17 protein-coding genes and 3 tRNA genes are annotated in these 18,722 nt (G+C 69.6%); 8 read left to right on the top strand and 12 right to left on the bottom strand.

Features of this window, described 5'->3' with window-relative positions:
• Nucleotides 1-5 precede the first annotated feature (5 nt).
• The 3 genes from HDA40_RS33910 to HDA40_RS33920 all read right to left on the bottom strand — a co-directional run bounded on the left by HDA40_RS33910 (nt 6) and on the right by HDA40_RS33920 (nt 2,077).
• A complete protein-coding gene (locus HDA40_RS33910) occupies nt 6-1,046 on the bottom strand; it encodes a LacI family DNA-binding transcriptional regulator (protein ID WP_253761866.1) in 1,041 nt (346 codons plus the stop codon).
• Nucleotides 1,047-1,130: 84 nt separating this feature from the next.
• Nucleotides 1,131-1,568, bottom strand: a complete 438-nt coding sequence (locus HDA40_RS33915) for a YdeI/OmpD-associated family protein (protein WP_253761867.1) — start codon at nt 1,566-1,568, stop codon at nt 1,131-1,133.
• Between the two features lie 116 nt (nt 1,569-1,684).
• A complete protein-coding gene (locus tag HDA40_RS33920) occupies nt 1,685-2,077 on the bottom strand; it encodes a VOC family protein (RefSeq protein ID WP_253761868.1) in 393 nt (130 codons plus the stop codon).
• An 88-nt stretch (nt 2,078-2,165) separates the two neighbouring features.
• On the opposite strand from HDA40_RS33920, the gene HDA40_RS33925 reads away from it, so the two are divergent.
• Nucleotides 2,166-3,014, top strand: a complete 849-nt coding sequence (locus HDA40_RS33925) for a sigma-70 family RNA polymerase sigma factor (protein ID WP_253761869.1) — start codon at nt 2,166-2,168, stop codon at nt 3,012-3,014.
• A gap of 202 nt (nt 3,015-3,216) precedes the next feature.
• Here HDA40_RS33925 and HDA40_RS33930 read toward each other — a convergent pair whose 3' ends face one another.
• Nucleotides 3,217-4,080 carry a CPBP family intramembrane glutamic endopeptidase gene (locus HDA40_RS33930; protein WP_253761870.1) on the bottom strand — a complete coding sequence of 288 codons (864 nt, stop codon included), beginning with the start codon at nt 4,078-4,080 and terminating at the stop codon, nt 3,217-3,219.
• Nucleotides 4,081-4,152: 72 nt separating this feature from the next.
• The gene (locus HDA40_RS33935; protein ID WP_253761871.1) at nt 4,153-5,115 is read right to left on the bottom strand and encodes a TetR/AcrR family transcriptional regulator C-terminal domain-containing protein; all 963 of its coding nucleotides are present in this window, start codon (nt 5,113-5,115) and stop codon (nt 4,153-4,155) included.
• A gap of 223 nt (nt 5,116-5,338) precedes the next feature.
• Here HDA40_RS33935 and HDA40_RS33940 point away from each other — a divergent pair, with 223 nt between their 5' ends.
• The 4 genes from HDA40_RS33940 (at nt 5,339) to HDA40_RS33955 (ending at nt 11,271) form a co-directional block, all read left to right on the top strand.
• Nucleotides 5,339-6,556: an FAD-dependent monooxygenase gene (locus HDA40_RS33940; RefSeq protein ID WP_253761872.1), complete on the top strand. Its 1,218-nt coding sequence runs from the start codon at nt 5,339-5,341 to the stop codon at nt 6,554-6,556.
• 60 nt (nt 6,557-6,616) lie between these two features.
• Complete coding sequence (locus HDA40_RS33945) at nt 6,617-7,984, top strand: exonuclease domain-containing protein (RefSeq protein ID WP_253761873.1); 1,368 nt, start codon at nt 6,617-6,619, stop codon at nt 7,982-7,984.
• Nucleotides 7,985-8,115: 131 nt separating this feature from the next.
• The gene (locus HDA40_RS33950; protein WP_253761874.1) at nt 8,116-10,062 is read left to right on the top strand and encodes a putative bifunctional diguanylate cyclase/phosphodiesterase; all 1,947 of its coding nucleotides are present in this window, start codon (nt 8,116-8,118) and stop codon (nt 10,060-10,062) included.
• A 282-nt stretch (nt 10,063-10,344) separates the two neighbouring features.
• Entirely contained in the window at nt 10,345-11,271 is a 927-nt protein-coding gene (locus tag HDA40_RS33955; protein ID WP_253761875.1) for a substrate-binding domain-containing protein, read from the top strand.
• Between the two features lie 22 nt (nt 11,272-11,293).
• Here HDA40_RS33955 and HDA40_RS33960 read toward each other — a convergent pair.
• The 3 genes from HDA40_RS33960 to HDA40_RS33970 form a co-directional block, all read right to left on the bottom strand.
• Nucleotides 11,294-11,369, bottom strand: a tRNA-Arg gene (locus HDA40_RS33960).
• A 27-nt stretch (nt 11,370-11,396) separates the two neighbouring features.
• Nucleotides 11,397-11,470, bottom strand: a tRNA-Arg gene (locus HDA40_RS33965).
• A 17-nt stretch (nt 11,471-11,487) separates the two neighbouring features.
• Nucleotides 11,488-11,560, bottom strand: a tRNA-Leu gene (locus HDA40_RS33970).
• A gap of 571 nt (nt 11,561-12,131) precedes the next feature.
• On the opposite strand from HDA40_RS33970, the gene HDA40_RS33975 reads away from it, so the two are divergent.
• Both HDA40_RS33975 and HDA40_RS33980 read left to right on the top strand, forming a co-directional pair.
• Nucleotides 12,132-13,067: a threonine ammonia-lyase gene (locus HDA40_RS33975; RefSeq protein ID WP_275979685.1), complete on the top strand. Its 936-nt coding sequence runs from the start codon at nt 12,132-12,134 to the stop codon at nt 13,065-13,067.
• Nucleotides 13,068-13,106: 39 nt separating this feature from the next.
• On the top strand, nt 13,107-13,862 hold the full coding sequence (locus tag HDA40_RS33980) for a YhjD/YihY/BrkB family envelope integrity protein (RefSeq protein ID WP_253761877.1): 756 nt from the start codon (nt 13,107-13,109) through the stop codon (nt 13,860-13,862).
• Here the strand turns inward: HDA40_RS33980 and HDA40_RS33985 are convergent, their stop codons facing one another.
• The gene (locus HDA40_RS33985; RefSeq protein WP_253761878.1) at nt 13,863-14,000 is read right to left on the bottom strand and encodes a hypothetical protein; all 138 of its coding nucleotides are present in this window, start codon (nt 13,998-14,000) and stop codon (nt 13,863-13,865) included. It lies immediately after the preceding gene.
• 135 nt (nt 14,001-14,135) lie between these two features.
• Here HDA40_RS33985 and HDA40_RS33990 point away from each other — a divergent pair, with 135 nt between their 5' ends.
• A complete protein-coding gene (locus HDA40_RS33990; protein WP_253761879.1) occupies nt 14,136-14,798 on the top strand; it encodes a nitroreductase in 663 nt (220 codons plus the stop codon).
• Nucleotides 14,799-14,854: 56 nt separating this feature from the next.
• On the opposite strand, the gene HDA40_RS33995 is transcribed toward HDA40_RS33990, so the two are convergent.
• From HDA40_RS33995 to HDA40_RS34005, 3 genes are read right to left on the bottom strand one after another with little or no spacing between them, the layout of a single operon-like run.
• Nucleotides 14,855-15,598, bottom strand: a complete 744-nt coding sequence (locus tag HDA40_RS33995) for an isocitrate lyase/phosphoenolpyruvate mutase family protein (RefSeq protein WP_253761880.1) — start codon at nt 15,596-15,598, stop codon at nt 14,855-14,857.
• A complete protein-coding gene (locus tag HDA40_RS34000; RefSeq protein ID WP_253761881.1) occupies nt 15,595-16,257 on the bottom strand; it encodes a cytochrome P450 family protein in 663 nt (220 codons plus the stop codon). The genes HDA40_RS33995 and HDA40_RS34000 overlap by 4 nt, the downstream gene beginning before the upstream one ends.
• Before the next feature lie 46 nt (nt 16,258-16,303).
• On the bottom strand, nt 16,304-18,592 hold the full coding sequence (locus tag HDA40_RS34005; protein WP_253761882.1) for a hypothetical protein: 2,289 nt from the start codon (nt 18,590-18,592) through the stop codon (nt 16,304-16,306).
• Between the last annotated feature and the right edge of the window lie 130 nt (nt 18,593-18,722).

Genomic DNA, 18,722 nt, shown 5'->3' on the forward strand with positions numbered 1-18,722 from the left:
ACAGCTCAGCAGTTCATCAGGCCGTTCGGCGGTTCAGCGGGTGCGGTGCCGGCCACGCGTCGGGTGCTGTCGCGGCGGACGAGCTTGACGGGGAAGCGCATCCGGAGGCCGCTCGGCGGCACGCCGTCGAGCAACAGGCGGGTGGCGGCCGCGGCCATCTCTTCGACGGGCAGCCCCATCGTGGTCAGGGGCGGGTTGGTGCAGCTCGCGACGATGCTGTCGTCGAACCCGATGACGCTGACGTCGTCGGGCACGCGCCGCCCGCTCGCGGTGATCGCCTGGATCGCCCCGGCGGCCATGAGGTCGCAGGCGACGAAGATGCCGTCGATGTCGGGGTGCCGCTCGAGCAGCCGCTGGGTCGCCCGGTAGCCGCCGTGGCGGTTGAAGTCCTCGTCGGCGCTCAGCTCGGCGAGGCCGAACCGCTCGATCGCCCGCCGATGACCGGTACGCCGTTCGGTCGCGCAGGGATTGAGGATCGGGCCGTGCACGGCGGCGATCCTCCGGCAACCCAGCCGGTGCAGTTCCTCGATCGCGGCGTACGCCCCGCCGATGTTGTCGGCCGCCATCCCCGGAACGACGGAGGAGGTGGGCACCATCGACACGACGCGGCGGCACCGGCGATGGAACCGGGCCGCCAAGTCGGGCGGAACGTCGGCGAGCACCGCACCGAGCGTGGCGTTCGCGGCGATCTCGTCGATGGCGTCGGCGGCTTGCCCGCGGCCGATGGCGTGCAACCGCAGCTGGGTGTTGACGCCGTCGAGCACGGGCACCATGCCGGCGAGGACGCGGCCGAAGTAGGGGTGATTGCCGAGCCAGCCCGCGTCGGGACAGCTGATCGCGACGACGTCGACGGCCCGCGTACGCCCTGAGGCCAATGCCCGTGCGTGCTCGTCGGGCCGGTATCCCAGAGATGCGATCGCAGCCTCGACGCGGGCCCGCAACGGGGCCGCCACCCCGGGCGCGTTGTTGATCACGCGGGATGCGGTCGCCCGGGACACTCCGGCCGCACGCCCCACGTCCTCGATCGTGGGCTTGAACTTGCTCATCGGGTCTGGCCTCTCTGCCATGCGGCTCGGGACGCCGCAGCCAGAACGCTAGACCCGAGAGCGCTCTCAGGAGAAGAGCCGGACCTAGTCGCCGCGCAGCATCGCGATCGCCTTCTCGATGCGCCGCGCCCGGGTCTCCGGCTTCTTCGCGCTCTCGATCGCCAGCACATGCTCCCGCTTATGGCTGTGCGCCAACCCGTCGTACGCCGCCCGAGCAGCGGGATCGGCGTCGAGCGCGCGGGCGAAGTCGTCGGGTTCGACCACGACGCGGGGTTCGGCGTCGAGTTCCAGCGTGACCTCGACCTCCTCGCCCACGGTGACGCCGGCGGCCTGACGGTTGGCGTTGCTCAGGCCGAGCAGGTTGCGTCCGCGCATGATGGCGACCCGGCTCTTCCAGGTATGCCCGTTGACCGTGATGACGACCGGCGGGCGCTTGCCGCCGCCGAGGGCTTCCACCACCTCGGGCGGCACCTCCAGCCCGTGCATCGGCTCCGGCGGCTCGACGTACGTCCGAAACTTCATGACTCAATCCTTCCGGCTTCTCCCGCTGGATCAGGGTTCCCGGTCGAATCTTGACCCAAGATCCGTCCCGGATTCCTGATCCAGCGGGAAAACGCAGCTGGCAAATGCGGGGAGGGTCACTCGCCGTAGGTGGTGACCTTCCAGAGGTAGCCGTCCGGGTCGCTGAAGTAGCCGAAGTATCCGCCCCACTGGGCGGCGGCCGCCTCCTTCACCACGCTGCCGCCGGCGGCGACCGCCTTGGCGATCGTCTCGTCGACCTCGGCCCGGGTGGCCGGGTTGTAGTGGAACGAAGCGCCCCGGAAGCCGGTTCCCTCGGCGGAGACACCGGCGTCCTGGGCCGCCGCGTCCCATTCGTAGAGCGCCAGCTGCGGCGAACCGTCGCCGAGGTTGAGCAGCGCGAAGTGCCGGGTGTCCTTCTCGATCTCGCAGCCCAGCCCTTCGGCGTAGAACTTCTTGGCCCGGTCCAGGTCTCGTACGCCGAGCATCAGGGCGCTCAGGTGCAGGTTCATGGGTTTCTCCTTGTAGTTTTTCGGGATGTCACATCGGCTGGTTCTCGCCGGTCATTCGGTATGACAGGGGAGAGCGGAGGAACGTGACATGGCCGAGCAGGAGTGGCTCAACGAGCAGTTCGCCGAGCATCAGGACCGGCTCCGGGCGGTGGCGTACCGGATGCTGCGCTCGTCGAGCGACGCCGAGGACGCGGTGCAGGAAGCGTGGCTGCGGGTGAGCCGGGCCGACACCGATCAGGTGGAGAACCCGGCCGGCTGGCTGACCACGGTCGTCGCCCGGGTCTGCCTCAACATGCTGGAATCCCGCCGTACGCGACGCGAGGACCCGGCTGGAGCACTGCCGCCTGAGCAGGAGGAGCCTGCGATGCCGACCGGCTCGGCCGGTCCCGAGGACGAGGCGCTGCTGGCGGACTCGGTCGGCGTCGCGCTGCTGGTGGTGCTGGACACGCTGACCCCCGCCGAGCGGCTGGCGTTCGTCATGCACGACGTCTTCGACGTCTCGTTCGCCGAGATCGGCACGATCCTCGACCGGTCCCCGGTCGCGGCACGCCAGCTCGCCAGCCGGGCCCGGCGCCGGGTACAGGGCGCGGCGGCCGCGTCCGACGCCGCCCGATCGCGTAAGCGCGAAGTCATCGCGGCGTTCCTGGCGGCCTCCCGTGCCGGGGACTTCACCGCGCTCGTCGAGCTGCTCGATCCCGACGCGGTTGCCGGTGACGCTCAAGGCGCTCAAGCGGTGGCGGCGATGTTCTCCGGGCGGGCGCAAGCCGCCGTGCTCGCGCTGGTCGACGGCGTACCTGCGGCGGTATGGGCGCATCGTGGCAGGGCCAAGGCGGTCCTGGCGTTCACCTTCGACGCCGACAAGATCACCGGCATCGAGTTCGAGACCGATGAGGACCGGCTGCGCGACCTCGACATCGTCCTGCTCGGCGTCAGCTGACCGCTCGCCCCGCCCCGCTCGCCCCGCCCGCCCCGCTCGCCCCGCGCAGTCGCGGCGCGGCGCGCTCACGCCTCGCGGAAGCAGCCGGATCAGGGATCTAAGCCGAATCTTGGGCCGAGATTCGACCCAGATCCCTGATCCAGCGCGAAAGGGCCGCGAACGCGGGCCGTATCTGCGCCCGTTCCGACGCGTCGGGTCCTCACTAGAGGCTGGCCACCCGCAGGGTCGGTGCGCGCAGACCTTGCTTCTTCCGGGTGATGGCCAGGACCACCAGCAACGCCACGGTCATCGCCACGAGGTAGCCGAGGCGAAACACCGCCGGGTTGTCCGCGTAATGCGCTGTGACGATCGGATTCCACAATCCGATCGGATTGTCGTCACCCGGAAAGGTGAAGAACTGCCACTGCATCCAGTTCCAGCCCAGATGCAGCCCGAGCGGAAGCGCGATGCCGCCGGTGCGCAGCGCGGCTACGCCGAAGACGATCGCGCCGACCAGCGGACCCACCGCGGTCCACACCAATTCGCTGCCGCCGCTTTTCACGGACAGGCTCGACCCGATGCTGAGCACGTGGTAGCCGCCGAAAAGGGCAGCCATGACCACAATCGCCTTGGTTTTGCCGATCCCCTCGGCGAGCCGCCGCAACGCGTAACCTCGAAAGACCAGTTCCTCCACCAACACCGCGAACACGAAGTATGTCGTGCCGGACAGCATCAGTGCCATGGTGAACGGCCGATTCGGCTGCCAATAAAGGACTCCGCCGAGCATGAGCAACCATGCCAGTCCTCCGACGAGCGCGGCGCCCGAGCACAGTCCTATCGCGAGCTGACGCAGCCAGGCCCAGCCCGGCCGCAGTCCCGCAGTCGCCCAGCCACGCCGCTCGAGCCGAAGGCAGAGCGCGGTCACGCCGAGGATCAGAAGGGCACCCACCGTCATCACCGGCCACGGCTGCCCGTCGCGCGACGCCCACGCCGGGGCGAACATCCCGACGAGCATCGCCGCGAGCACCACCGACGCCACGGACAGGACGAGAAACCCCAAAGCCTTCCCCAAGGTCTTCAACAACATCAGGCAACGCAACCACGATCCACGAGGGCCGGGCAACCAGGGGCAACCCTGATCCGCCCCGGAGACAAGGCGCTAAGGCCGAGCGTGTTCGACGAAGGCGGCCAGGCCGTCCAGCATCCGGCCGAGCCCGAACTCGAACAGCTTGTCCAGGTCGAAGTCGAACTCGACGGTCTTGGTGAACTCGAAGAACCGCTTCAGGTGCCCGGCGCTCACGAAGTCGTGGAAGGCCTGTTCCTGGGTCTGCATCCATTCGTCCTCGGTCAGCCCGGTCTCGCGCTGGGCCTCCTGCTCCGGTTCGAAGGCGGTGGCGATGCCGCGGACGAAACTGAACATCGTGATGTGGACGAGCATCCGGGTCAGCATGTCGAGGCCCTCGTCGTCGAACGCGCCGAGGATCCACTCGGTGTGCTGGAGTGCGTTCGGGGCCAGTTGGGGCCGGGTCAGGGACAGGACCGGCGCGAGCCACGGGTGGCGGTGGAACAGCCGCCATTGGAGCCGCGCGGCGAACTCGAGCTGTGCGCGCCAGCCCGCCGGGCGTTCAGGGGGGAAGTTCTCCTCGCCCATGGTGACGTCGATCATGTGGATGATCAGGTCGTCCTTGCTCGGCACGTACCGGTAGAGCGACATCGTCGCCGCGCCGAGTTCGGCCGCGATGCGGCGCATCGAGACCTCGTTCATCCCTTCGGCGTCGGCGATCTCGACCGCCTTGCGGACGATCTTGTCGCGGGTCAGCTCGCCTTCGGCCCGCCGGCCCGACACCCGTGCGGCCGCGCCGCTCGAAGGCCCCGCGGTCGAGCGCGCATCGTTCGCCGGGGCCGCGTCGAGTTCCGCAACGATCGTGCCGATCCCGGGCACGACGGTGACCACGCCGTCCTGCTGGAGCACGGCGAGCACCTTGGTCGCGGTCGCCAGCGCCACACCCCATTCGCGGGTGATCGCGCGCGCGGACGGCACCCGGTGTCCCGGTTGCAGCTCCCCGGTGCTGATGCGATGCCGGATCTGGTCGGCGATGCGCTGGTAGGGCGGGACGCTCACGGCTCCTCCGTCACAGGGTCGGGCTGTACTAGTACACCACTGTCCGCGACCGGACTTTGCGGCGCCGCTTGTCGGTTCCCGGCAGCTCCGCGCGTACCGAGGTGTTCTAGTACAGCGGCGAGCTGAAACAGCTGGTGTTCTAGGCACTTGCGCTGTTCTAGGGGGCGAACGTATGGTGTACGCATCACGATGTACAGCGTACACGAGACACCCTGGGGGAGTCATGAGCAAGACGGTCCTGATCTCCGGCGCGAGCATCGCCGGACCGGCCCTGGCCTTCTGGCTGAAGCGGTACGGCTTCACGCCGACGGTGGTCGAGATCGCGCCGACGTTCCGGCCCGGCGGCCAGGCCGTCGATCTGCGCGGCGCCGGTAAAGAGGTCACCGAGCGGATGGGCATCATGCCCCGCGTCAAGGAACTACGCGTCGACGAGCGCGGCATCGCCGGCGTCAACGCCAAGGGGCAGCGCACGTACGCGATGCCCGCCGACATGTTCGGCGGCGAGGGGATCGTGGCCGAGATCGAGATCATGCGCGGCGATCTGACGCAGGTGCTGGCCGAGGCGACGACCGACGTCGAGTACCTGTTCGGCGACCGCATCGCCGAGATGACCGAGCTGGCCGACGGCGTACAGGTCACCTTCGCCAGCGGAACCGTCCGCCGGTTCGACATGGTCGTCGGTGCGGACGGCGTGCACTCGGGCGTACGCCGGTTGGTCTTCGGGCCGGAGGAGAAGTTCGTGACGCAGCTGGGCGCGTACACGGCGTATTTCACCGTGCCGGACCCGGGCGATCTGGACCACTGGTTCCTGATGTACAACGAGCCCGGCGGCCTGTGCGTGGGCATCCGGCCGGAGCGTGGCGGCACCGCGAAGGCGATGCTGACGTTCCTGTCGCCGCCTTTGCAGTTCGACCGGCGCGACATCCGGGCGCAGCAGGAGATCCTGCGGCGCAAGTTCGGCCGGGCCGCCTGGAAGGTCCCCGCGATCCTGGCCGCGATGCCCGCGGCCGACGACTTCTACTTCGACAACATGTGCCAGGTGCGCGTGGACCAGTGGTGGCAGGGCCGCACGGCGCTGCTCGGCGACGCGGCGTACTGCGCCTCGCCACTAGCCGGGCTGGGCACCAGCCTGTCGCTGGTCGGGGCGTACGTGCTGGCCGGTGAGCTGGCGGCGACGCCGGACGACCACGAGGCGGCGTTCGCCCGCTATCAGCGGGAGATGGCCGCCTACGTCAAGCAGGGCCAGGAACTGCCGCCGGGTGGGGCCAAGGGCATGGCGCCGGCGAACAACTTCATGATCTCGATGCGGAACCTGTCCATGCGCATGGCCAACCACTGGCCGATGAAGAACATGATGACCAAGCTGATGTCCAAGGCGGACGCCATCACGCTCAAGGACTACAGCCGGTCCGTGCTGGTCCCGCCGGCCATGTCCAGGTAGCGACTCGTAGGCGTCAAGAGGATACGACTCTGTCGTATCCTCTTGCGACAATCGGACGCGATGGAGCTTTTCGCGTATGCCGAGCTGGGCGTGGACGGCCATGAGCTGCCTCGCGGCCCGTATGTCGTGATCGACCTGGAGACCACCGGGCTCTTCCCCGTGGAGGACCGGATCGTCGAGATCGCGATGGCCCGGGTGGAGGACGACCGGATCGTCGAGGAATGGGCGACCCTGATCGACCCGGGCCGCGATCCCGGCCCGACCTTCCTGCACCACATCAGCCAGGACATGGTCACCGGCGCGCCCACCTTCCGCGACATCGCCGGGGAGATCCTCGCCCGGCTCGACGGCACGATCGTGGTGGCGCACAACGCCGCGTTCGAGGAGGGTTTCCTCGCCGCCGAGCTGGCCCGACTGCCGATCGAGGTGCCGCCGATCCCGGCGTTCTGCACTCTGCGTATCGCCCGGGAAGTCCTGGCCTCGCCCAACTATCGGCTGGCCACCTGCTGCGAGGTGTGCGGCATCGACCTGCGCGACGCGCATACCGCGCTCGGCGACGTCCGGGCCACCGCCGAACTCCTGCCGCGGCTGGTGGCGGCGGCGCCGACGCTGCGCTATCCGGTGACGCCGACGGCGCTGCCCCGGCTGCGGCGACTCGCCGGTCCGCGTACGCGGGTCACCCGGCTGCGCAAGGGTCAGGACGGCTGGATCCGGTCCATCGTCACCAAGCTGCCGGTCTCGATGTCTGATCACGACCCGATCGGGGCGCAGCCGTACCTCGACTACCTCACCGAGGCGCTGGCCGACGGCCGGCTCACCGGCGACAAGGCCCGACGCCTCGGCCGCCTCGCCGGTAGGGCCGGGTTGGGCGCTGAGCAGGTGCGGGAACTGCACCTTCGCTTCCTAGACGGACTCCGCGACGCGGCGCTCGGCAGTGGGGTACTGACCCAGCCGGAACAACTGCGGCTGACCACGATCGCGAGGCTGCTCGACGTGCCCGACTACTTCGCCGACCTCACTCCGGACCTCCCGGCGCAGCCGACCGGCACCGGCCCTCGCGTGTGGTGCAGCCCGCACGTCCCCCGGCAGACGCGGGTACGCCTGGAGGACGCGGGCTACCAGCTCGCCACGAACCTCACCCGTTCGGTCGCCGCGGCCGTGCTCGCCGACACGGACGTACGCCTCCCGCAAGCCCGGCGCGCAGGCGAACTCGGCGCGCGGCTGGTCCCGCTGAACGATGTGGACACGTTCCTCGACGGCGGGCTGGAGGTCATCCCCGAACGGGACCGGCTGCCCGCCCCGACTGCGCCGCCCGGCTGGTATCCCGACCCCACCGGCCGGCACGTCTATCGATTCTGGGACGGTTCGGCCTGGACCGATCGGGTCAGCCCCGGCGGCACGGCGATCTTCGCCGACCCGCTCCGCTGACCTGACCCGCTGCCCGCCACCCCGGCCGCGACCACGCTGGCGGAGGTAGGCTGGTGGTGACGGGACGGGGGTTTCCGTTGGCCAAAAGATCCACGGCACCGACAGAGTCACGCGGTTTGGCGTCGTGGCGGGTGTTGGTCGCGGTGGTAGCCGTTGTGATCTTGACAGTTGTCACCGGCGTTCTGGCCTTCCGCGAGCAGATCCGGTCGCGGACGCTGGAGAGCGCTGTCCAGGAGGCTGAGCTCCTCAGCTCGGTCGTGATCGACCGTAGCCTGACCCTGACCGACATCACCCACGGAATGCATCCGGTGAACCGCTCGGATTTGAAGGCGGACGTCATCCTCCTGAAGCGTCGCGGTGAGGTGGTCGACCTCAGCATCTGGTCGATGGCGACCAGAAAGCTCGTCTACGCGGACGAAGGCCAGGACGGCATCGTCGCACCGAGTCCCGATGTCTTCGAGCGGGCGCAGGCCGGCAAGCCGTTCATCGGCGAGGCGACCGGCGATCCCAGCCACGGCGAAAACCTGGTCGTCTACCACCCGTACGACGCCAACGGCGACGGCGTCGTGGACGCGGTGGCCGAGGTGGTGCTGCCGAGCACGTCGGTCGAGGAGTCGTTGAGCCGATCGACGTGGCTGCTCTATGGCGGCGGGCTACTCGCCCTCGTTCTCGCGATCGCCGGCATTCTGCAGGTACGCCGCAACCAACTCAGACAAGACCGTGCCGCGGTTCAGGACCCCCTGACCGGTCTGGGCAACCGGATGCTGATGCGCCGAGTGGCGCCGCAGATCCTGGCCGACGCGACCGATGCGGCTCCGGCCGCGCTGCTGCTGATAGACCTCGACAGGTTCAAGGCTGTCAACGACACCTTGGGCCACCATGCCGGCGATGAACTACTCGCCGCGGTGGCCGACGTGATTCAACGGGAGAGCGGGCCTTCCAGCGTCGCGGCCAGGCTCGGTGGGGACGAGTTCGCGGTGCTGTTGCCCCGTGTGGCCGACCGCGCCGCAGCCCGCGCGGTGCCCGACAGGATTCGCGACGCCATCCGCCGGCCCATGACGATCGCCGGCAGCCAGGTGCAAGTCGACGCCAGCATCGGAATGGCGTGGGCGCCCGCCGACGGCACCGCGGCGGAGGACCTCCTGCGCAGCGCCGACATGGCCATGTATCGAGCGAAGCACTCGGGAGCGGGCGTCGCCGAATACACCGAGGTCGCGGTCACCAAGCCGCCGGAACCCGCGGCCACGACCGTGCGGGAGCTGAGCCGGGCGCTGGCCGACCATCAGCTCGAGCTCTATTACCAGCCAGTCCGAGCCGCCGACTCGACGATCTGCTCGGCGGAGGTCTTGGCGCGATGGCGCCATCCCGAATTCGAACTGCTCGAGGCGAGCATGTTCATCCCCGAGGTCGCCCACACCTCGTTGATGTCGACCCTGACCGAGTGGGTGCTGCGAGAGGCCGCTGACAGGCAGGCCCAGTGGCTGGCCCGCGGACTCGACGTCAGGGTTTCGGTGAACCTCGCAGCACGCAGCCTCTACGGCGAGTCCGTCGCTGATCTCGTGCGGCGCCTCATCGAAGATCGCCGACTGCCACCGGCCTCGCTCGAACTTGAGGTGAGCGAAGCGATCATGATGATCGAGCCAGACCGCGCTATCCCGGCGATGCTGCGTCTGCGCGATGCGGGTGCCGGCTTGTGCCTCGACAACTTCGGCGCGGCCTACGGCGCGGTGTCGATCCTGGCCGACGCTCCGGTCCAGACCGTGAAGATCGACCAACGGTTCGGCGGCCAGGTTGTCGAGAGTCGGCTGGCCAGAACCCTGGTGAGCGGGTGGGTGAGGGCCGCGCATGAACGGGGCCTGTGCGTGATCGCCCAGGGTGTCGAGACGCCGGCGACCGGGCGGTGCCTGATCGATCTCGGTTGTGACGGCGTGCAGGGGTACGGCGTGTGCCGGCCGATGCCCGCGCAGGACTTCACCCAGTGGCTGACCTCCGTGACCTCCGCCAGCCAGGATGTCGGCAGAAAGGAGCAAGCCTACGAGGCCGGACACCCGCCGGAAACGTCGATGACAGACGCGTGACGACACACTTCACGAGGACCCACGTCCGCCACCCGGGGAGGCGACATGTATGCAGTCCGACGGCCACGGCCGCTTGCCCGTGCTGTCGTCGCGTTCGCCTTCGTCGCGATCATCGCCCTCACCGGGTGCACGTCCGGTCCCGGCGACTCGGCTCGGCATCGGCCACCGCCCGGCGACGGATCCAGCTGTCCGGGCGGGTACGCCTCGGCCAGGGCGGCGGTGGACCGCGCGAAGGTCCCTTCACAGTCGTGGACTGGTCCGACCACCGGCCCCCGTGCTGCGGTGGGCAAGACCGTCGTGTTCGTCGCGGCGACCATGACCAACCCTGGGATAGCCGGCGTCGCCAAAGGCACCTCGGAAGCCGCGGGCGCCATCGGCTGGAACCTGCAGGTCATCGACGGCGATGGCACGCCAGCCGGTATCAACCTCGCCTTCAGCCAAGCCCTCGGCCTGGATCCCGACGGCATCATCGTCGCCGGGTTCGACACCAAGCTGACGTCTCGCCAAGTGCGACAGGCAAAGGCGGCCGGCATCCCACTGGTCGGCTGGCACGTCGCCGACACGCCTCGTCCAGGCGCGGGATCGGAACTGTTCGCGAACGTCACCACCGACGTCCAGGACGTCGCCAGAATCAGTGCGCAGTGGATCATCGCGGAATCGGGAGGCAGCGCCGGTGTCGTGATCTTCACCGATCTGTCCATCCCGTTCGCCCGGAACAAGTCCCAGCTGATCAAGCGGGCGCTGGAGGACTGCTCTGGAGTCAAGATCCTTTCGACTGAGGACATACCGATCGCCGATTCCAGCAATCAGACGCCGCAGCGAACCGCATCGTTGATCGGTCGCCTGGGCGACGCGTGGACATACTCCGTCGCGATCAACGATCTTTACTTCGCCGACGCCGCGGCGGCACTGCATGATGCCGGGAAGCCGGGTGACGGTGCGCCCCTCAACCTCGGAGCCGGTGACGGCGACCCGATGGCCTTCAACAGCATCCGAACCGGCCACTATCAGGCCGCGACTGTGCCCGAGCCGCTGCTCGAACAGGGGTGGCAGACGATCGACGAACTCAATCGAGCCCTCAGCGGCAAGCCCCGCAGCGGGTACGTCGCGCCAGTGCACCTCACGACCATCGACAACATCGACGGCGCTACCTACTGGGAACCCGCCGACAACTATCGTGAGCACTACATGCAGGTCTGGCGCAGGTAGCGCAGCTCAGCTGAGACCCGTGTGGTGCCCTCGGCTGGACTCGAACCAGCGACCCCCGGGTTCGGAACCCGGTGCTCTCTCCGCTGAGCTACGAAGGCTTGAACCGCACGAAGCGGTGAAATCGGTACGCCTGGCAGGACTCGAACCTGCCACCTCCCGCTTCGTAGGCGGGCGCTCTGTCCTGATGAGCTACAGGCGTGTGTTCAGTTGTGCCAGTACCCGGCGAGGGATTCGAACCCCCAACCTGCGCGTTCTAAGCGCGCCGCCTCTCCCGTTGGGCCAGCCGGGCATCGTGGACAACCGGGGTATCGAACCCCACCCGCGATGTTTGCAAAACATCGCTACGCACCTGCGCGTCGCCCGAGTACGCGCCCGCCCCCCGCGGGCACGCCGTCGCGTACCCACCCCCGTCGGGCGCGTCAGTCCGGAACCTCCGAGTCGAACGGAGTTTCTTTCATGCGGAGAAACCGTCTCCGTCGTTCCGGTTGAATTGCACGATCCACTATGGATCGAAAAGGCATGGAATAAGCGCGGCCACCGAAATGGAGGCCAACTGAGACAACCTCAGGGAGATGCGAAAAAGCCGTCCACCGGAGCCCGGGGACGGCGAAAGCCGAATGTGGCGCGCTTAGCGGCGCCGACCATCCCGGGTGAGCGAGCCCCGTTCGGGGCACGACAGTGCGGCGGCGAGTGAGGCTCGGCGCCGTAGTCGGCTTCGCATGTCGTTCCCCTTTCCGATCGGTGCCGGTGTCTCATCGGTCTCGGTGTCTCATCGGTCGCTGAGCGACTGAGGACAACGATAAGGCGTCCGCGCGCATAGCGCAATGAATTAAAGCGGTATTGTGGTCGCCGTGACGACTCTGGTGACTCTAGCCGACATTCGCGCTGCCGCCGACCGCATCGAGGGGGTCGTCGTGCGTACGCCGCTGCTGCCGGCTCCGGGGGTCGGCCCGGATCTGTGGCTCAAACCCGAGAGCCTGCAACCCACCGGCGCGTTCAAGCTGCGCGGCGCGACCAACGCCGTCCGCTCGCTGGGCGCCGAGGCGCTACCGGCCGGAGTCGTGACTCACTCGTCGGGCAACCACGGCCAGGCTTTGGCGTACGCCGCCCGGGCGGCCGGGATCCCCTGCTGGGTGGTGGTTCCAGAGGGTGCGCCGAAGGTGAAGGTGGCGGCGATCCGGGCGCAGGGCGCCGAGATCGTGCTCGTCCCGCCCGCGCAACGGCTGGCGGCGGCGGAGAAGATCGCGGCCGAGCGTGGTGCCACTCTCGTGCCGCCGTTCGACGACCCGGCGGTCATCGCCGGTCAGGGCACGGTCGGGTTGGAGATCGTCGAGGATCTGCCCGACGTGGATGTGATCCTCGTGCAGGTCGGCGGTGGGGGACTGGTCTCCGGCGTGGCGGCGGCGGTCAAGGCGGTCAGCCCGTCGGCGCGCGTCATCGGGGTGGAGCCGGAGTTGGCGGCCGAGACCGCCGAAGGGCTGCGCGCCGGGACGCTGGTGCCGTGGCCGGTGGAACGGACCTATCGGACCATCGCCGACGGCGTACGCACCAGCCCGTCCGAGCTGACCTTCGCGCACATCCAGACCTATGTGGACGATATCGTCACCGTCACGGAGGAACAGATCCGGGCGGCGGTCGGCGTGCTGGCGTACCAGGCCCGCATCGTCGCCGAGCCCAGCGGCGCGCTCACCGCGGCGGCGTACCTGGCGGGGAAGGCGCCCACCGGGCGTACCGTCGCGATCGTCTCCGGCGGAAACGCGGATCCGGCGCTGTTGCACGACCTTCTACGGCCGTAAGCAGGATAATCAGACCCCGTGAGGTGGACGGCGGGGGCTGTGCGGATCGCGCGTGACGTGCTGCGGCGGATGGCGCAGGTCGAGTTGCTCGACCGGGTCTACGTGATCGCGGCCGGCACGTTCGTCTCGGCGTTGCCGGTGTTGTTGCTGCTCACCGGGGCACTGGGATCCTCGCGGCGCAGCGAGTCGGTGTTCGCGGGCCAGCTGATCGACCGGCTCGGGCTCGGTGGGCCCGCGGCCGACGCGGTGCGCACCTTGCTCCCCGCGAGCCGGTTGCGCCTCTACGTGGTCGGTCTGGGGATCAGCCTCTTCGGGCTCTACTCGCTGACCCGTCGCGTCGCGCGGGCGTACTCGGCGATCTGGCAGATTCCGGACCTCCCGCGGAGCCGCTGGTGGCGCGCGGGGGTCTGGCTGCTCGTGGAACTCGCCGCGATCGTGTCGGTCGCGGTCGCGCGCGACCTTGCGCGTGAGTCGACGCCCGTCGCGCGAGTCGCGCTGTTCGTGCTCGCGCTCATCATCTGGTACGCCGCGGAGCTGGCCGGCCAGCGCTTGATCACCGACGGCCGGGTGCCGTGGCGAGCGCTGCACCTGGCCGCCGGATTGACTGCGGCCGGTCGCCTCGGCGTGGCGATCTGGGCCGCGGTCTATCTCGGCACCTCGATGACCCGGCAGGCCGAGCTGTACGGGCCGATCGGCGTGGTGTTCGCGCTGTTCACCAGCCTGTTCGCGTCGATCGCGGCGACGTTGGTGGCGACCTTGATCGCCGCCACCGTCACCGCGAGATCCACTGACTGATCAGGCTCCTTCGAGGACCGGTTCTGGCGTCCTGGCGACCGGCGTCGCGGACGGGTCCTGCTTGCGGAACAGCTTTCCGGGCCACCACATCCACCGGCAGACGTCGACGGTCAGGGCGGTGACCGGCACCGACCGCACGACCGTCGTGTCGAGCAGGACCGCCGCGTTCCCGCCGACTTGAGCGTCCGCACCGGCGCGGCAGCCACGGCGGGTTCGACCGCTTCACGACCCAGGCCCGCGAATGATCAAGATCAACACTTGTATGCTGGCCTCATGGACGTCTACGGAGCGGTCCTGACACGTCAGTCGATTCGCAAGTTCACCGATCAACCCGTGCCGCGCGAGACGCTGGAGCGGGTGCTGGCGGTGGCCGCCCACGCGCCGTCCGGCAGCAACCTGCAACCGTGGCACATCTACGCGGTATCCGGCGAACCGTTGGCGGACCTGAAGAAGCGGGTCGCCGAGCGGGTGGCGGCGGGGGACACCGGCGACGAACGCGAGTTCGCGATCTATCCACCGCAGCTGCGGCCGGCCTACCTGGAACGCATGGGGGCGCTCGGCGAAGGCCGCTACGGTTCGCTCGGCATCGCCCGCGACGATGTGGCCGCCCGCGCCCGCGTACGCGCGGAGAACTGGAACTGCTTCGGGGCGGGCACCGCGCTGTTCTGCTATCTGGACCGGGACATGCCGCTGCCGCGCTGGTCCGACGCCGGGATCTACCTGCAGACGGTGATGCTGCTGTTGCGGGGCGAAGGGCTGCACAGCTGTACGCAGGAGGCATGGGCGGAATACCACCGCAGCGTCGCGGAGGTCCTCTCGCCGCCGCCCGAGCGGATGCTGTTCTGCGGCATGTCGATCGGGTACGCCGACCCGACGGTCCCGCATCCGCGCATCCGCCGGGCGGAGTTGTCGGAGACCGTGACGTTCCTCGACTGATGCCCTCGGGTCGTACAGGCCGCGTTGGAGGCGCGATTCGCCGAACCGGCCCAGCGTCAGCGCGCCGACTGATCGGCCCAGGCGTTCACGTCGGCGTACGCCGGAAGCCCCGCGTCGACGTCTGCGCCGTCGCGTACGGCGAGTGCGGTGCGCAGGGTGGCCGCGAGTGCGGCGCGGAACAGCAGCGAACCCGCGCTGATCCGGCGTACGCCCAACTCTGCCAGCCCGGCGACGGTCGTGCGGCCGGGCAGGAACAGGATGTTCACCGGGACGTCGACCGCCGCCACCACCGCTGCGACGTCCGCCGGGTCGGCCAGCCCGGGAACGAAGACGCCGTCCGCGCCCGCGTCGGCGTACAGCCGCACCCGCCGCAGGGTCTCGGTGAGGTCGCCGGTCCGCAGCCAGTGGGTGTCGGTCCGGGCGTTGACGAACAGGCCGGGCGCTTCCCGTTTCACCGAGCGGATCATCGCGGCGTGCGGCTCGGCCGGGCCGAATGCGTCCTCGACGTTGACCCCGGCCGCACCTGCTTCGGCAGCGGCGACCGCAGCGGAGACCGAGCCGCCCTCGATGTCCGCGGTGACGTACGCCGCCAGCCCGGCCAGGTTCCGGACCAGCTCCAGCGTGGCCGCCTCGGCGGCGCCGACCCCGTCGGGCAGCCCGGCCGCGGCCGCGACGCCGAGACTGGTCGTGCCGACGGCCGGAAACCCGGCTTCGACCAGGCAGTGAGCGGACGCGACGTCCCAAGCGTTCGGCAGCACGAGCGGGTCGCCCGTGCGATGAAGTTCGGCGAACGTGGTCACGACGATGCTCCTTCCACCAGGGATAAAGCGTGGGTGCGGCCGGGACACGCCCGTGGGCCGGCTCCGAAGGCCAGTTCACCGGAGAGCTGGACCTGCACGGTTTCACCAGCCGCCACGGTGAGGTCGCCGACCGTGGTGCCCGCGAGAGCTTGCCGTTTCGTGAACGGCACCGGCGGCCGGTCGCGCAGGACCTCGTCGAGCGGCGCGTGGCGCGTACGGTCGATCAGGGTCGCCGTCGCCTCGCACGCTTGCACGAGGACGCCGATCCGCGCCGCGGTCGCTTCGTCGGCCACACCGCCGAAGACGGCGACGAGCTGATCCACTGCGGCATCGGCCCGCGCCTCGTCACCTGTCCCCGGCTGGTACGCCTGTGCGACGTCGCGTACCAGCTGAACGATGTCCTCGGTGACACCCATGGCCGCCGCCAGTACCGCCGCTGGATGGCGCATACTGTTGTGCCGCAACACTTCCAGCGGGATCGCGTCGATGACGGCGACCGACAGCGCCCGTCGCCGGGTGTGGTCGTCGCCCGAGCTGAACCGTCCTACGGCCGACCGCAGCCAGGCGATGCCACCCGCGCCGGGCGGCACCGGCGGCACGATGAACCCGGGATCGGTCAGGACGGCGAGCGCGGCGTCGTGCCCGCGAATCTGCTGCATACCTCGACGCTACGGGCTCAACGGTTCGGCCTGGGCCGAAACGTCCTCAGTCGTTTCGCTCGGCGCACTGCATGACCATGCCGTGGGTGAGGATGCTCGGCGCGCTCGGGTCGGGATGGTCGGCGATCCGCAGTTCGGTCACGTCGTCCGGGCCCATCCGCGGCTCCCGCAGTTCGGGGACCGCCGCGACGACGGCGTCCCAGTCGACGGTGATCGCCACGGCGTCGCCCTCGCGTTCCCAGATCGCCTCTCGCTGGTCGGCGGTGGGGGCCAGTGCGCTGCCGTCGGCGAACTGCACCCGGAAGTACGCCGCCAGGTCGAGCCCGCCGCTCAGTGTGCCGTGCTGCACCGTCCACAGTCGCCAGATGAAGTCCGTGGTGACCACTTCGAGCGCCGACCCGATCGCCGCATAGTCCGCCCCTGGTGCGACGCAGCCGATCGACTCGACGAGGATGCGCGCCTGATCGAGGTCCGGAAACGAGAACGCGAGCGAGAGGGTGCGCCAGACCGATGAGCCGGAGCATTCCACGACGTAGAAGCTGGGGTCCTGGGTGGTCTGCGCCGGTGGCGTGGCCGGCGTGTGCTCGTCGGCGGCCAGTCCGGGCAGCTCCAGCGTCTCGCCGGGGAGCAAGTCCCGGCGCAGGTCCGGGACCACGTCGGCGAGGGAGAGCCGCCAGGCGCCGCTGCCGCCGCCGGCCAGCAACAGGTCGCTCACCGGGTCGTACGCCACGCGGCTGCTGGTGTCGAAGAGGACGATCTTGCTCCGGTCGGGCTTCGACAGCGCGCAGCCGGGCGGCAGATCCGTCACGTGCTGGAACCGCCCGTCGCGCCAGACGCCGACGCCCTCGTTGGACACCGACCACAGGCCGCCGTGGCGCGGTGACCAGAACAGCTCGTGTGGCTTCCAGTCGGCGTCCGTGCCGACCTGCGCCCACTCGTCGCCGCGCAGCAGCCACAGTTCGCCGTCGGCGAAGCAGTACAGTCCGCGTGGGTTGGCGCACAGCAGCGACTCGCCCTGGGGCGGACCGTCCTCGGTGTCCAGCGCGTGCCATCGGCCCCGCTGATGCACCAGGGTTTCCTGGTCCCCGCCGCTCCACAGGACGAGCCGTTCGCCGGCCTCGTCCCAGCCGAGCCGATCGTCGTTGAACAGGTAGGTCCGGCTGGCAACGTTCTGCTCAGGTGGGCTCAGCTGGAGCGTCCGCCCGGCGGCGTCGGCCCGGAGGATCGCTCCGTCGCTGTCGAGGAGAAGCAGGCCCTTCGGAGCCGCCGTGGCCAGTTCTACGTCGTCGACGGGGTGCGACGCCGACGACCAGTGGCCGTCGGTCAAGCGAGCCACGTCGCCCGAATCGCGTTTGAACGCCCATAGTGGACCGTCGGACAGTGCGGTGAACTGCCAATCCTTGTCGCCGGTGTCGAACGGGAACTCCGTCGTCGGCGTACCGGCCGGGGTGAACTCCGCGGCGCCGGAGGGGGCGATGTGAGCGGTGTTGTTCCGGTCCAGCAGGAGCCACGTTCCGGTGGTCTGATCGCGGGCCACCGGCGCCGCGCGGGTGAAGGACGGCAGGCTGGGCCCTTCGGCGTCGGGCTGGTCGAACGGGCGCAGGGTCTGCGGCGCCGCACCGCACAACACCTCCACGCGGCGGTCGACCGGATTCCAGACGATGCTGTTGCCCTCGTGCCCGGTGGCGGGTCCGTCGGTCCAGCCCGTGTCGGCGCTCCAGCGGAACATCCGGCCGTCGAAGTCGTCGCTGCCGGCCACGACGACGCCGTGGTCCGGGTCGGCGGCCGCCGTGCGCAGGGCGTACTTCTCCAGGTCCAGGTCGGGAATCGGCCCGGCCACGAAGTCCAGGGTGTCGCCGTCGTCCGGCACGGCGAGCAGGGTTCCGTCGTGGACGAGGAGCAGCATGCGATCGCCCAGCCGGAACGCGGCGAACACCCGCCGGTCGTCGGCCAGCTGCGGCGGGTACGCCAGCGTCCGCTCCCACTGCGGATAGCGCACCGAGCTGATCACCACACCAGTGAGCGCCGCGCGCGCCTCGGGTTCGGGCCGGGAACCGGTCAGCCCGAACAGGAACGTGTCGGCGTGCACCGGGTCGTAGCAGGCGAAGAGGCCGTGTACGCCGTCGCCGTACGAACGATCCGGGAAGATTCCGCCGGCGATGTGCGTGAACCGGTCGCCGGACCAGCGCCACAGATCACGCTGGTGTACGCCGGCGCCCTGGGTGAACAGCAGGATCCCGCGCAGACCCGGATCCTGGGCGAGCGCACGGGTGTGCTGGAAGCCGGCGAGGCCCGCCGGACTGACCGCTGCCCACCGTGTCGCGTCAATTGTCATCCGGGGCCTCCATTGTGTTGCCTCAACCGCGATCGTGCCCATTACACTGCTTCGCGGCCGTTTGGCCGAAAGCGCTACGGCACCATACCTGGGGAGGGGACGCAGTGAGAAAACGTCGGGATAGGACGGT

Origin of the sequence: Hamadaea flava, assembly GCF_024172085.1 — a bacterium.
Classification (GTDB): Bacteria; Actinomycetota; Actinomycetes; order Mycobacteriales; family Micromonosporaceae; genus Hamadaea; species Hamadaea flava.

What these genes read in the sequence shown, in the direction of transcription:
- HDA40_RS33940 (WP_253761872.1), top strand. Translation starts at nt 5,339, where the DNA reads ATGAGCAAGACGGTCCTGATCTCCGGCGCGAGCATCGCCGGACCGGCC.
- HDA40_RS34005 (WP_253761882.1), bottom strand. Translation starts at nt 18,592, where the DNA reads ATGACAATTGACGCGACACGGTGGGCAGCGGTCAGTCCGGCGGGCCTC.
- HDA40_RS33925 (WP_253761869.1), top strand. Translation starts at nt 2,166, where the DNA reads ATGGCCGAGCAGGAGTGGCTCAACGAGCAGTTCGCCGAGCATCAGGAC.
- HDA40_RS33915 (WP_253761867.1), bottom strand. Translation starts at nt 1,568, where the DNA reads ATGAAGTTTCGGACGTACGTCGAGCCGCCGGAGCCGATGCACGGGCTG.
- HDA40_RS33990 (WP_253761879.1), top strand. Translation starts at nt 14,136, where the DNA reads ATGGACGTCTACGGAGCGGTCCTGACACGTCAGTCGATTCGCAAGTTC.
- HDA40_RS34000 (WP_253761881.1), bottom strand. Translation starts at nt 16,257, where the DNA reads ATGCAGCAGATTCGCGGGCACGACGCCGCGCTCGCCGTCCTGACCGAT.
- HDA40_RS33930 (WP_253761870.1), bottom strand. Translation starts at nt 4,080, where the DNA reads ATGTTGTTGAAGACCTTGGGGAAGGCTTTGGGGTTTCTCGTCCTGTCC.
- HDA40_RS33920 (WP_253761868.1), bottom strand. Translation starts at nt 2,077, where the DNA reads ATGAACCTGCACCTGAGCGCCCTGATGCTCGGCGTACGAGACCTGGAC.
- HDA40_RS33910 (WP_253761866.1), bottom strand. Translation starts at nt 1,046, where the DNA reads ATGAGCAAGTTCAAGCCCACGATCGAGGACGTGGGGCGTGCGGCCGGA.
- HDA40_RS33945 (WP_253761873.1), top strand. Translation starts at nt 6,617, where the DNA reads ATGGAGCTTTTCGCGTATGCCGAGCTGGGCGTGGACGGCCATGAGCTG.